The organism is Rhizobium sp. BK098, from assembly GCF_014193155.1.
Lineage (GTDB): Bacteria > Pseudomonadota > Alphaproteobacteria > Rhizobiales > Rhizobiaceae > Rhizobium.
In genome coordinates this window covers 78,072-90,408 of record NZ_JACHYY010000014.1, presented here as the reverse complement: position 1 = coordinate 90,408, position 12,337 = coordinate 78,072, and the positions used below count along the sequence as shown (strand labels likewise).

13 protein-coding genes and 1 pseudogene are annotated in these 12,337 nt (G+C 56.4%); 3 read left to right on the top strand and 11 right to left on the bottom strand.

Features of this window, described 5'->3' with window-relative positions; all coding sequences use genetic code 11:
- Positions 1–40 precede the first annotated feature (40 nt).
- Positions 41–1,114 (top strand): FAD-binding oxidoreductase, encoded by a 1,074-nt coding sequence (locus tag FHT73_RS26385; RefSeq protein WP_162708118.1) that lies wholly within the window; start codon positions 41–43, stop codon positions 1,112–1,114.
- Positions 1,115–1,652: 538 nt separating this feature from the next.
- On the opposite strand, the gene FHT73_RS26380 is transcribed toward FHT73_RS26385, so the two are convergent.
- From FHT73_RS26380 to FHT73_RS26345, 8 genes and pseudogenes are all read right to left on the bottom strand, one after another.
- Positions 1,653–2,675, bottom strand: coding sequence for a hypothetical protein (locus FHT73_RS26380; RefSeq protein ID WP_246712236.1), 1,023 nt, complete (start codon positions 2,673–2,675; stop codon positions 1,653–1,655).
- Between the two features lie 212 nt (positions 2,676–2,887).
- A pseudogene (gene repC, locus FHT73_RS26375) lies at positions 2,888–4,101 on the bottom strand (plasmid replication protein RepC).
- A gap of 155 nt (positions 4,102–4,256) precedes the next feature.
- Complete coding sequence (gene repB, locus FHT73_RS26370) at positions 4,257–5,243, bottom strand: plasmid partitioning protein RepB (RefSeq protein WP_112611342.1); 987 nt, start codon at positions 5,241–5,243, stop codon at positions 4,257–4,259.
- A 65-nt stretch (positions 5,244–5,308) separates the two neighbouring features.
- Positions 5,309–6,487: a plasmid partitioning protein RepA gene (gene repA / locus FHT73_RS26365; RefSeq protein ID WP_162708124.1), complete on the bottom strand. Its 1,179-nt coding sequence runs from the start codon at positions 6,485–6,487 to the stop codon at positions 5,309–5,311.
- A gap of 396 nt (positions 6,488–6,883) precedes the next feature.
- Positions 6,884–7,255 carry a hypothetical protein gene (locus FHT73_RS26360; protein WP_112611346.1) on the bottom strand — a complete coding sequence of 124 codons (372 nt, stop codon included), beginning with the start codon at positions 7,253–7,255 and terminating at the stop codon, positions 6,884–6,886.
- Positions 7,252–7,545: a DUF6516 family protein gene (locus FHT73_RS29610; RefSeq protein WP_348648165.1), complete on the bottom strand. Its 294-nt coding sequence runs from the start codon at positions 7,543–7,545 to the stop codon at positions 7,252–7,254. The genes FHT73_RS26360 and FHT73_RS29610 overlap by 4 nt, the downstream gene beginning before the upstream one ends.
- A gap of 151 nt (positions 7,546–7,696) precedes the next feature.
- A complete protein-coding gene (locus FHT73_RS26350) occupies positions 7,697–7,891 on the bottom strand; it encodes a hypothetical protein (protein ID WP_112611348.1) in 195 nt (64 codons plus the stop codon).
- Positions 7,888–8,238: a hypothetical protein gene (locus tag FHT73_RS26345; protein WP_162708120.1), complete on the bottom strand. Its 351-nt coding sequence runs from the start codon at positions 8,236–8,238 to the stop codon at positions 7,888–7,890. The genes FHT73_RS26350 and FHT73_RS26345 overlap by 4 nt, the downstream gene beginning before the upstream one ends.
- Between FHT73_RS26345 and FHT73_RS26340 the strand changes: the two genes are divergently transcribed.
- Entirely contained in the window at positions 8,225–8,911 is a 687-nt protein-coding gene (locus FHT73_RS26340; RefSeq protein ID WP_112611352.1) for a hypothetical protein, read from the top strand. The two genes, FHT73_RS26345 and FHT73_RS26340, sit on opposite strands and share 14 nt — an antisense overlap.
- Before the next feature lie 251 nt (positions 8,912–9,162).
- On the opposite strand, the gene FHT73_RS26335 is transcribed toward FHT73_RS26340, so the two are convergent.
- Genes FHT73_RS26335 through FHT73_RS26325 form a run of 3 tightly spaced genes read right to left on the bottom strand, consistent with a single transcriptional unit; the run spans position 9,163 to position 10,993 of the window.
- Entirely contained in the window at positions 9,163–10,338 is a 1,176-nt protein-coding gene (locus FHT73_RS26335; RefSeq protein ID WP_112611354.1) for a site-specific integrase, read from the bottom strand.
- Complete coding sequence (locus FHT73_RS26330) at positions 10,335–10,739, bottom strand: type II toxin-antitoxin system VapC family toxin (protein WP_112611356.1); 405 nt, start codon at positions 10,737–10,739, stop codon at positions 10,335–10,337. Before FHT73_RS26330 ends, FHT73_RS26335 begins: the two co-directional genes overlap by 4 nt.
- Complete coding sequence (locus FHT73_RS26325) at positions 10,736–10,993, bottom strand: type II toxin-antitoxin system VapB family antitoxin (RefSeq protein WP_112611358.1); 258 nt, start codon at positions 10,991–10,993, stop codon at positions 10,736–10,738. Before FHT73_RS26325 ends, FHT73_RS26330 begins: the two co-directional genes overlap by 4 nt.
- Before the next feature lie 187 nt (positions 10,994–11,180).
- On the opposite strand from FHT73_RS26325, the gene FHT73_RS26320 reads away from it, so the two are divergent.
- Positions 11,181–12,311, top strand: coding sequence for an RHE_PE00001 family protein (locus tag FHT73_RS26320; RefSeq protein ID WP_183715931.1), 1,131 nt, complete (start codon positions 11,181–11,183; stop codon positions 12,309–12,311).
- The last annotated feature ends 26 nt before the right edge of the window (positions 12,312–12,337 follow it).

Genomic DNA, 12,337 nt, shown 5'->3' with positions numbered 1-12,337 from the left:
GCCGACCAGTCTACGTTTTTCTTTTCGTGAGATCCCTTTCTTGAAACATCATCGTCCGCACATCGTAGTTATCGGCGCAGGTATCATCGGTTCGGCGATAACATACAATCTAGCCATTCGGGGTGCGGACGTCTCACTCATTGATCAAGGCATAATGGCCGGTTCCGGCGTGACAGGTCGAGCGTTTGGTTGGATCAACGTTATCAACGGAGTACCAGGCACCAGTAGTTATGCCCTCTGGCGCCAAGCCGTCGCTGAGTACCGAAACCTGAGAGATGCCCTGCCAACGACCTTTTCCGACGCTCGTTCCGGTTCCCTGCTGTGGAAGGCTACATCAGAGGAAACCGAGCAGTTTGCAGAACTTCACCGGAATGCCGGGGAGCGCATTGACCTGTTGCAACGAAGCGCCATACAGAAGCTGGAACCACGCCTCCGCCAAGTACCGAACCTCGCCGCGTTCTCACCGAATGATCTGGCTCTCGACCCAATGCAGCTTGCCAAAGACTTGGTAACTGCTGCAAGTGCCGCTGGTGCCTCGACGCGTTTCGGGGCGGCCGTCAGTGCTATTGACGCTGTCAATGGCAAAGTCTCCGGGATACGAGTCGGGGATGAGAAAATCGCTATCGACATTGTAGTTATAGCGGCGGGTGCTGGTGTCCACATGCTAGCTGATCGACTTGGTGTTCAAACAGGCCTGAGGACGTCTCCGGCCTTGCTTCTCCGCTACGCTTGTGATTGCCGCATCATCAACCACATCCTGCGTAGTCCGCAGCTGGAAATTAGGCAGGCCAGCGACAGCACGCTACTCGTTGCGAAATCCTACATCGACAACGGAGATGAGAATGGCCCTCGGCTCGTCGGTGAGAAAATGTTAGCTGTAATGAAGGAAGAGCTGGATTTACCCAACGAGCCCGCTCTGAAAGGTGCGCAAATCGGCGATCGCCCTGTTTTTGCCGACGGCTTACCGCGGTTCGGATTCCTTCCGGAGATCAGTGGTCTCTATCTTGCAGTCGGCCATCCCGGCGTTACCCTTGCACCATTGATTGGGCGCTTGACCGCAGAGGAGATACTCGAAGGCAGGAACCTGAACTCGGCGCGGCTCTCGCTCGAATGAGCATTGGTGCGCCGCACGAAAATCCACGTCTGGTGCTGCGCAGCTCTACCGTATATCTACGCGCCTTTCATGTTCAGCGACCAACAAGGCCACAGAACGGGTGAGGCAGCTGGCGGCATCCGGTTCATCTACGTTGACCAAGGTCTCGTGCTCGTGCAAACCTGGGACGGAAGGTACGGATAAGTGCAACTACGGCGGAAGTTGCGGCATCCTACAGGTCGATGGAAAGGATTTCGGCCAGACTTAGATAGCGGAGGGACTGGCGGTGCCATTCGTATGCGGCCGAAACGGTTGTCCTCCTACTCCAAGCCCCTGGTGCGGCTACACTCCCCGGAAAGCTCCTACTGGCTCGGCGCTCTCATGAGGCATCTTGACCGGATACGTGGCCGCAGAGAAAATACTTTCCATATCGTTCCGATCCGCAGAGATCAAAACTGAGGGCTGTGTCATCCAAGCAACCAGTGACGTCTGAAAAACAAACCGATCTGGTGACCACCCTTTGGGGAATAGGCGAAGCGTATACCTGCACATGCAAACCTCATTTGAACCGCAGTCTATCCACTAATTGTGCCCACCGCGTTCGTAGGAAATTTGGCTCGGCTTCAGACCGGGTTGCCAGCATGAAATCGGGCAACGGTACGTTTGGCATGGTATCGTACGCTTTGAGGATGGTCTCCAATGGCGTCAAAGTCTGCTCGCGGTCCCAATAGACGATCTTCAACCATGTGGCCGCGCGCGCATATTGGCCGGCTCCCAACCAAGTTTCCTCGAGATTGGCCTGTAACATTCGCCGCCCGGCCTCCAACAGGTCATCTTCATCAAACCGCGCCCGCCCTAGCTTATTTAGACAAAGCGCATAGGCAAACGCCCGCGGCTTTAACGTTGTTTTGAGCGATGGGGTTTTCGGCTTCAAGTGCCGCTCATATTCCTCGACTGCGGTGTCGTGCTGACAAGCCTGAAGGCTGAACGCCATGAAGTCGTCAAGAATTCTGTCGACGAGCAGCCGCCGCGAACTATGCGGCAAGCCCTTGATTTCCTGAGGAACGAAACGTTGGAGCTTGTAATCAAACTTGTCGACACCGAGTACCTTGGTAAAGCCGGTTCGCATGTATTCAATCTCTGCTTCTTGTGCGGTTTTCCACGATGCTTCGTCGTTTCCTTTATCGTGCATCCATTGGCCAAGGGCCTTGGCCCAGTGCAATGTCTTGCGGTGGAAGCAGGGCAAGGATCCAAACCTTTCCTCTTCTTTTTCCTCGATGGCCTTGTCCAGCCATTGGAGCGCCCGTGGAAGAACGGGTGCTATTTGCTTTTCACGACGCACCAGCCAGGCACGGATAACATCACTAATGTCATGCACCGCAAAATTCCCCATCGGCCTTGCGGGATCGTATTCTGTACGAAGTGCATGGGCGATAGTTCCATCGATCACCTCATGCATTCGAATGGGATCGAATTTCTTCAAAACTGTCTCCGCTTCCTGGGATTGAAATTCGGAATCCTTGCTGACACCGAGTTCTTGATAAACGCCGTTCCCGCTCTTATGCTGACGGGGTGTCTTCAATGTCGAAGTCCAGAGCCGCGACGAAGACGACGGCCCTTCGCCGTACGCATGAAGCCAACAAACGTCGACGAGCCAAATCGCTCAACTGCCGCCTCACAAGGTACTTGCGACATCCATAAACGCTGGTCGTTTTAAGCAAGTTAAGACCATGGATCAAATGTCGACAGCAGCCCGTAATGTGCGGGACAGAAGTAAGCGGTGCGCCAAGACGACTAAGAAGCCTCTCGAGACGGCGCTCCGTTCAAGCGCATCAACGCCATCAACATCGGCCCCATTGAAAACTCGCCGCGCTCGGCCTTCCGGGTGAGATCACGCAGATATGCTCCGGCCGAATTGATGTGCCCTGCCCTTTCGAGGATGCAAGCCATCACTGCGGCGGCGTTTTCGGGACCGAGGATATCGCAGGCATCCTGATAAGCGCTCGGACTGACGCCCAGCATGGATCGAACCACGACTGCCGCTGACATCAGCTCTCGCCAGCTGCCGATCGAGCCTCCCCGCCCGTAATTCGAGATCTCAGGGCAGGCTTGCAGGACCATACCAAGGGGGAACGCCTTTATCGGCTCCCCCGGAAGTTTCATGGCTTGGCTCGATTTCGCCCCCTGCTCTTTTTCGAGAGCTGGTTCAAGATCAGAAATGGATTCGGGATTTGAATTCTGTATGTGCCGCTCAATTTGAGACTCATTGGCGCGCAATTTATTCATTTTGATCCGCATTTTCAGACGGTTGAGTACTTCTTCGCGAAGCATCGTCAGCTCATCGAGCACATGGGCGACATCATCGATCGTAGCGGCTCGCGGAAGCCGCCCAATGATGTCACGGAAGATAAGCATGATCTTCTCCCAATCACCCTCCACACCCTCCTCTATCGCAACGTTGACGAGCTTCGAGATGTCACGGCGGCAGATGGTCAGCGTTCTTTGGTCGTACGGAGAAGCTCTCGATCTGCTTGAACCTGGGCAGCGATCGTTTCGATCTCGGCTGCCCGTGCGAGCAATGGAGCCAACGAGAAGCCAAAAGCCTCTGAGACCTCGCCTGCCCCGTCGCGTCGCGCATAGCGCTTTCCATTGGCGCTGTCCTTCCGCAAGATCAAACCGGCCTCTACTAGGACAGCCAAGTGCCGTCGAAGTGTTGCAGCAGTCATTCCCCGGGCACGGATCGAGAGCTGAGCGTTTGATGGGAATACCACCAGCCCGCGCTCCTCCGAAATTTCATCGCCCGGATAGAACGTTAGCAGTGCGTCGAGAACTGTCAGGGCGCGGTCCGATACCCCTAAAGAAGGCCTTGCTTCACAGATCGCGCGAAAGAGCTTCCACTTGTTCCTATTAATGCCGGGTTCGATCTCCTCGGCCAGTTGCTGGCTTGCCAACATGCCAAGCGTCATCGCCCGCCGCCCAAAGGGCGTCGACACACTTCCACTCTCCATTTCCTTCACCTTTCAATAGGCAAAAGAAGTTCGCTCACCAAAACGGTGCCAAAGACCCTTGACTGCGATTCGTGGAAATGCGATTCTCGACCTTGCTAGAGAATACGAGAGAGGCTTCCACGGGCAACCGTTTGGGGGCCTTTTTCTTTTGCTGCCTACCCTTCCTCAGTTTTGGTTGACGACAGAAACTCTTGGTGCAACCGTTCCAAATTCTCAGCGATGAAGCGGCCAAAATTGCCTGCATCATCAGACTTGAGCGCGATTGAATAGCTCTTGCCGGTGCCCTTGAACTCTGCGCGAACCGACGCATCACCCGCTCGCCACTCGCCCTTTTGTGGCACTTCCTTCTCTACCTGATCCGCCTTCTTGATCTCGGACACCAGGAACTCGAAGCGAGCGTCCGATTCGAGGGAGCCGAATGTGTCCCCCTGGACGAGCTTGAGGACAAGCTTCTTGGTGGACGGCTTCTCGATCTTCTGCGCGAAATCGATCCATCTGTCTCGGCCGATGGATTTCGCGGGACCGATCTTCGTTGCAACGGCTTCAGGCACTCGGCCGGATACCGAGAGCATGCGGGTCAACATCGGAGCGTCAGTTGCAAGAGCCGACTGGATCGTAGGCTTGTCATAACCTAGATCGAGCAAGCGTTGAGCAAATATCGATCGCTCGATGAACGACAGGTTTTGTCGAGCCGAGTTTTCCTGGCCTTGGGCGATCACATGTTGGGCGTCAGTGATTTCCTTGACGACTGCCCGAACTTTGCGACCCAGGTCTTTTGCGGCCCGGGCTCGGCGATGGCCGAAAACGATTTGATATCTACCGTGCTTCGACTGGTGAGGGCGCACCAGAATTGGGGAATCTTGCCCTCGTTCCCTGATAGCTTTCACAAGTTCCGAATAGGCGACATCGTCTTCGGCCATACGATCCGAAACAAAGGAGCCGTCGAGATCGGCAGTGTCTAGTTCGAGAACCTGTTCGCCCGCAAGATTCTGGTCGGCGAGGGCGGCTTTTTCAGCTAGCTCGTTCAACGAGCTGATCATCGATCGGGACGCGCCTTTGGCAGCGTAGGTCGGCGCAGGCTTCCTTTCCTGGTCGTCGCTTTTAGGCGACGTGATATTTGAGAATACGTCCCTTCTAGCCATGACAGACACTCGCCTTTGTTGATTTCATTGGAGAAAAATGCCGTTTGTACGGCTGACAATTCTGCTTATGCATTCCGACGCCCCCATGCCTTATGCAGCAGATCGATCACCTCCGCATTCACCGCGTCCATTGATTCACGGGCACGGTCATAGGTCGAAGGCGTGAACTGCGAGCGCTCGACTTCATAGAGCGTTTGTTTGGTCAAACCGGCGTCAGAAATTGCCGTTGATTTCACCATTTGATTTCGCATCATCTGGGCGGCAAACATCGACTGCATGAAACCGACCATTTGCTGCTGTGGAATGTCGGTCGGCTCATATCTCGTCACGAGATACCGGAACCAGTCGAGCGAGACATTCACGCCGACGGCTTCAACCGACTTCAAGATGTTGCCGAGCATCAAGAGGAACTGGCTCATCGACATAATGTCAAGCATCTGAGGATGAACGGTGATCAGGACGGACGTAGCTGCCGTCAACGCTGTGAGCGTGAGGTAGCCGAGCTGCGGAGGGCAATCGACCACGACGATATCATACCGATCGTCGACCTCCGCGAGAGCGTCTCCAATCCGGGTATAGAATAGCTTTCCCGCATTGGAATCTTTCCGCTGCATGGCGATGGGCGTCTCGTACTCGTATTCTTGAAGTTCCAGATTTGCAGGGACGATATCCAGATTAGGGAAGTTAGTCGACTGGATGATTTCGGTGATGGACTTCCGCTCTTCATCGTAGCGCAGCGACTCGTAGAATGAAGCCTTGTCGTCAAGCTCGGGCTGAATGCCGTAGAGTGCGGTCAGCGATGCCTGCGGGTCGAGATCGACCGCAAGGACACGATAGCCACGCAATGCCAGGAACTGCGCCAAGTGTGCAGAGGTCGTTGTTTTACCGGAGCCTCCCTTGAAGTTTACGACGGCGATTACCTGGAGTCGCTCGCCTTCCTTACGGTGCGGAACGCGATCAAGGAGGGCGCGCAAATCATTCATCTGGTCGGCCGAATAGTATCGCCGCCCTGTGGACGTCGTCGTAGCAGGCTCGACGCCCTTGCCTTGAAGATGTAGCTTCTTGAGATAGCTTTGCGAGACACCGACGAAATCGGCAACCTCGGCCAACGAAAATTGGCGCAAAGACTTCTGCGCGTTCGGCGGAAATTTTTCCTGCCGCAGCATGTCGAGCTTTGACGAGATATCGCCCCCTTGTTCAAGGATCGTATCTGCAAAACCCGGCACTTTCTCAGAAGTGGCCATTTTCACGCTCATCTTTCGAAATCCACTCAGTCACGATATTTTGGCACTTCCGCACCAATTATCGGGACAATGCTCCGATTCCGTCTTCATGGCAAGAAAAAGAGGGTAAACGAAAGGTTAACGCGGTCATTCGCTTACAGGAGCCGAGTCGTCGTTCGATGGGAATAGAGAAAGAGGCGGAGGCGGAAGGGCACAGTTTTACACACAAGTATCGCTCCAGCTTGCCGCCACGACCCGGTATATGGCAACACAGCGAGGGGACTGAACGCGCATGATTAGACGGCCTTCGGTCCGGGCGGGCAGGGGTGCGCGAGGATTCTCCTCGCCATCCGCCGTGCCACTGTCTTCACAGAGGAGCCGCATGTTGAATGGAAGCGGTCACATTCCGCTTCTTAATCATGCTACCCTTTTAGCCGGCGTCATTACCATATCCACATGGATATTCTCAAACGGGCAATTTAATGCGCCGCGCTCGTCCTTCTCGATCAACCCCAGATCTACCAATACCGCCGCGTCTTCATGGACACGCTTAACGTCCCGGTCCAATCTCCGCGCCAGTTCCCGCACCCCTACCGTACCGCTTCCCAAAAGCACGTCCAGCAATTGCCAGCGGCGCTCGGTCAAGCGGGAAAAGAAAGCGCCCGGCGTCTCGAAGTTGAGCGTTTCACCCTGATATTCACCCGTCGAAAGACCGCTCGCGGCGCGTTTTCCGGCTGCGCGCAGTGCCGATTTCCAGTCGGCGTTTGTCGTGATCGTCAGTGTTCTCATGACTGCCTCCGCTTTTCGATTTCGGACAGAAAGTCCTCGATGAGTTGGTCGAGTGTTGTGAACTGGTAGGGAAACTCCTTGCCATCCAAATGCATGTGATCGCCTTTTCCACGCTCATTGTCGAAGCCAACAACACGCGCACCGTTCCGAATGTAGACCATACGGTACTTAAATCCGTGGTCGGTTGGGGGAACAGGCGTTGGCACTTTCCAGACGACGAATTGAATAATGCTTCCGTCTGCCTCGACACTCTTATGTTCGGTGATCTTCTGTGCCTTCATGTTGTCCATAATGCCAACATCCTACGGCGTTGTCAAATCCGCCAACATGCCCTCCATTGAAAAACCCGGTGGCAGCGAGGAGAGGCTGCGACCGGCGACCGCTGGTGTTACTCAGCCGCCTCGGGGAAGTCGACTATGCCACCATCGTCGGCGTCATTAATCACGCCTGCAGTATTGTCGTTGCCGTCTCCCCCGCATAGGCCTCTGACAAGAGGCCATTGCCGCCCTGTACCTTGAACATGGCGACACGCAGCGGCGAGGGGAGCCATGCCGTGCCCTGGGCTTGAGCCTCGGCATAGATGCGGCTTCGGCCTTCTTCATACGATTGATCCCGCGGTCCTTTGATTTCTGTCAATGCGGCTTCGATACGATCGCGGGTGAGGTGATTAAATACCTTCCCACCGTCGCCTCGAAGTGATTGCTCATGTCGAGGTCGAGAGCCTTACCAGCACCTCGGCGCGGGCGCTGCGTCTTGCGAAAATCATACTTTTCCTTCACTGCGTCGATGGCATGTGCTGCAGCAAAGGCCAGCAATTCGACAAGCTCATGCTGATCGCGCACAAGGTACCATTCGAGGATATCGGCAGGATTGCCGGGAACGTGATCGAAAATGCATAGACCTTTGGTAACGTAAACAGCATAAGAGCGCTTTTGCATAACCTTACTTGATGCGAATGGGGAAAATATAATGAATATCGCCATTGTCGCGACGGTCGTTGCGTTAGCTCTTCTGCCATCTCCATTATCTGCAGCTTCATTTCAAAATAGGGATGCTGACGAAGCAGTCACCCATTTGATTTTAGGCTTCGAAGAAGGCGACAAGGTCGATATCAGAAGCCCACAGTTTACAGGTGTTCGTATTGCCAGAAAGGTCTCTGAAAAGCCGTTAGCTTTAGCTGTAGATGAAAACGGCATCGCAAAAGACGGCTCACATCGCTCAAGACAAATTTCCTCGCTGTCCGTGACCAAGCTGGACAATTGCACCTTCAGAGTGCGCGTCCAAATATTCGATAACCCGAATTTGGGGGCCGAAACTGCAACTATAAATGAGAAAACGGGGCAAAGCTCGAACGACAGTGTTTACCAATTCGATTTCAGCGGCCTGACTGCGGTAACAATTAGGCCGATATTCGATGGCGTGGCGGAAGAGGTGCGTTTCGAAGGAGCGAAATTACAATGTGTCCAGTCGGTGCCGCTTTCGTTCTGTGATCATGGATCCGGTAAGACTGTGTTCGAGGAACAAGGTATGTGGACCCGTTCACGCGATTTTCTGTTGCCGTATCCATACACTGATGAAGCGAAAATATCTCGACAGAAGAATGCCCAAGAGGCGCTTGTTTATTTTCGCGAGCACATCTGCAAACCCAAGGATTAGGATTCTTTGCTCCGGTAACTACTGAAACCATCTTTGGAAGGCGTGGCATTGCCGCCTAGAACAGGTGACCAGACAATCGGAGACGGCTTCAGTATGACTCCGGGCCTATATGTCGATCTTGAGCCATTTTGCATCAAGGCGAGCTAGGCGTATGGTGCTCTCGCCATTCTTGATGTTCGGCCGTTGATCCGAGTGGAAATTGAACACTTAGAAAAATGCTCTACTCTCGCCTCAGATAGCCAGCCGTGCCGCTACACAAGCAAACGCGCTGCGCGCCCGTTTTTCCTCTCGGCATTGTTATAGTAGCTCGCGGCCTGGGCCACCGACTTATGCAAAGACTGCTGCATCGCCTCCTGCAGCGGCACGCCGCGGTTGGCCGCCTCGGTCAGATAGCCCGATCGCAGCCCATGCGCCGAAAACATCTCTACGTCCAACCCCGCCAGCTTGCACCGGCTTTTCAGGATCAGATTGACCGATTGCGGCGTCAGCGCGCGCCGGTCGATGTTCCCCCACTGGTCGATCCGCCGGAAGAGCGGTCCGCTCTCGATCCTTGATTCTTCAATCCAGCGCTTCAACGCGACAACCGGCCGGCCGATCAGAACGGCATGCGCCTGGTCTTCAGTCGTCGTCGTCTTCGTGCGGCCGAGATGAACGGTGAGACACGGCAGGAGGGGGGAGGCGGGGTTTCGTGGATCGGCATGGACCTGGTCTTCATCGACCAGATCCTCGACCCGCAGACCGGCAACTTCGGAGCGCCGGCGGCCGCCGGAGGCAAAGGCGGTCAGCAGCAAGGCGCGATCGCGAAGATCGACCAGGCGCTCGCCGTTACAGGTGGCCAGCAGCTTTGTCAGAACGTCGGCGGTGACCGCTCGTCTGCTCTTGCTGCGGCGTTGCCGGGGTGCGGCGCGGACTGCCAGTCGCAATGCGGCCTTCAACGAGGGAGCGGTAAAGGATCCCGCTAGGCCACGCCAGCGGGAGAGGATCGACCATGAGGTGAGGCGACGCCTCACGGTATCGGGCGCGTGTGGGCCTTCGGCGCGCAGCAGGCCTTTGGCGCGTAACCCGATCTCGACGTCATCAGGCATGCCGTGGGAAGAATCCTCGGCCCGTTCGACCGGGTCCCAGAGATGATGAGCGACGAATTTCAGGAGCAGGCTCTCCGGCGCCGGCCAGGGGAGGGGGCTGCCTGTCGACAACTCGCACCAGGCTTCGAGATAGCCGAGATCGGAGGCGAGCGCTCTCAGTGTATTCGCGCCCATGCCCTCCTTGGCCAGATGCTTGAGGGTGGCGACATCCTCGTCGGTCAGCAGCGTTGCCAGCTGATCGCGGCGATCGAAAGGCAGGATGGCGTCGAGCGCATCGAGCTCCTCGGCGCGCGCCAGCACCGGATCGGCGGGGGAGATGCGGACGATCGTTTTCCTTGTCATTGGGTAGCCGATGCGGGATGACATCTCACGTCCGTCCGCCCAAAATCTTGCCCCTTGAACAGCAAAGGCGCCTTGGCGATCGCGGCAACGGCGTACGAATAGCAGTCGCCCATATTGAGACTAGCTGGATGGCGACCTTTGCCAAACAGGTCGAAGGCCTTCTCGGCAGCATAGTAATGCCGCTCGCCGAAGGCCACAGCGGTCACATTTGGCAAAGCGACGAGCTGAGAAATGATGGCTGCGGCGTTAGGAAAGCTCTTGCCGGTGAGCACCATTCGTGCCTCAAGCAAGGTCGGCCAGCCAATGACGACCTCCTCACGGGTGACGAGCGCATGAAACCGTTCAGCTTCGGGCTCTCCCAGCGACGTGGCCACAATCACCGACGTATCGACGGCAATCATTTCGGCAAACCGTTTTCGTCGTAAAGATCGTCATGGGCGGAGGTGGTGCCGGGTGGCACGGACCGGCGGCCCTCGGCCATCAGCTCCCAAAGCGTGTCGGCTGGCGTCTGTGCCGACTTTTGCCGCAGTTCTTGGTCGTAGTGCTCGAGCGCAATTTCGACGAGCTTGTTGATTGGTTGGCCGGTGCGTCTGGCCAGCGCATGTGCCAGATCGCGTGCCTTGCTGCTGCGGATGGAAAGCTGCGGTTCGGACATTTGGGCACTCCTGACGCGGATATTATGCCGCAAAGATAGTGCTTTGGGCCGAAGATAGCAAGGAAGGGCCGTCAGATGGCTTACTATCGATACTTGAACACTATCGATGGTTAGGAACCCGACCTTCAATTATACCATGTGAGGAACCGTAATATTCAGATAGAGTTCCTGTAAGGAATCATTTACCGTGATTTCAATGGCTTACGATCTCGCGAAAATCAGCATCACAGCCCTGATGCGACCGGCTTTTGACGCCGGGGTCGCTCTCGCCCGTCTCGACGAACGCATCGCCCGCTCGCCGGTCGGCGCGGGCTTCTTCGAACGCCAAAACTTCGCCGACGCCTGCGCCTCGCTGTGGATCGATGGCGAACTGGTCCATCTCGAGGACCTCGTCCTCCACGATGCCACCCGCGACATCCGCACCCCGACGCACGAACTCACCATCGCGCGCGATGTGCTGCGCACCCGTCGACGGGTTGCGGCCCAGTCACCGGATTGGGCGCTCTCTGCCGGCGGCATCCGCTCGCTACGGAAAACCTCGGAGATCGGGTCGGGGGGCGGGGAAGAAGCGACGGCCGCCGGAGATATTCGGGCGGCGGTCGCGATCGAAGCGGAGGAGGAGGGGTATGATGTTGACGTCGTTAAAAATCTGCCCGGCGTCGACTATGCCGCGATCGATGCGATCCTCGCGCGCTCTGACGCCGCGATCGAACGAGCAAAAAAGCCCGGCCCGGCTCCGGCCGATCCGCTGGTCTATGATCTGGACTGGGATGAGGATGCCCGACTCGATGAATGGCGCGCCGTGCTGCGAAAATCACAAGAACTGCCAGCGGTACTGCAGGCCATCGTCGCCCTCGACGCGTGGAACGAGCTGTCCGTGCTTCAGCACGCCCCCTGGCTCGGCCGATTGTTTTGCGCCTCAATCCTGCGGGAAACCGGCATCACCTCCGGCGCTCACCTCGCCGCCATCAATCTTGGTCTTAAAATCATTCCCGTTGATCGCCGCCGGCATCGCGATCGGGAAACCCGGCTGCTGGCCATCGCCCACGGATTTTTGGCGGCCGCCGAGATCGGCATGAAAGAGCATGACCGGCTGGTTTTGGCGCGCACGCTGTTTGAGCGGAAGCTGGAGGGGCGGCGGACATCTTCAAAACTGCCGGAGCTGGTCGAGCTCGTCATGGCGAAGCCATTGGTATCGGCCGGGATGGTGGCCAAGACGCTTAACGTCACGCCGCAGGCGGCGCGGCGGATCGTTTTGGAACTCGGCTTGAGGGAGATGACGGGGAGGGGGAGGTTTCGGGCGTGGGGAGTACTTTGACGGACATCCGTTTTCTTTTAGACTAA

Coding starts and splice junctions, on each gene's coding strand:
- FHT73_RS26345 (WP_162708120.1), bottom strand. CDS start 8,238: ATGGCGATATTCATTATATTTTCCCCATTCGCATCAAGTAAGGTTATG.
- repB (WP_112611342.1), bottom strand. CDS start 5,243: ATGGCTAGAAGGGACGTATTCTCAAATATCACGTCGCCTAAAAGCGAC.
- repA (WP_162708124.1), bottom strand. CDS start 6,487: ATGGCCACTTCTGAGAAAGTGCCGGGTTTTGCAGATACGATCCTTGAA.
- FHT73_RS26330 (WP_112611356.1), bottom strand. CDS start 10,739: ATGATTGCCGTCGATACGTCGGTGATTGTGGCCACGTCGCTGGGAGAG.
- FHT73_RS29610 (WP_348648165.1), bottom strand. CDS start 7,545: ATGGACAACATGAAGGCACAGAAGATCACCGAACATAAGAGTGTCGAG.
- FHT73_RS26335 (WP_112611354.1), bottom strand. CDS start 10,338: ATGACAAGGAAAACGATCGTCCGCATCTCCCCCGCCGATCCGGTGCTG.
- FHT73_RS26360 (WP_112611346.1), bottom strand. CDS start 7,255: ATGAGAACACTGACGATCACGACAAACGCCGACTGGAAATCGGCACTG.
- FHT73_RS26340 (WP_112611352.1), top strand. CDS start 8,225: ATGAATATCGCCATTGTCGCGACGGTCGTTGCGTTAGCTCTTCTGCCA.
- FHT73_RS26325 (WP_112611358.1), bottom strand. CDS start 10,993: ATGTCCGAACCGCAGCTTTCCATCCGCAGCAGCAAGGCACGCGATCTG.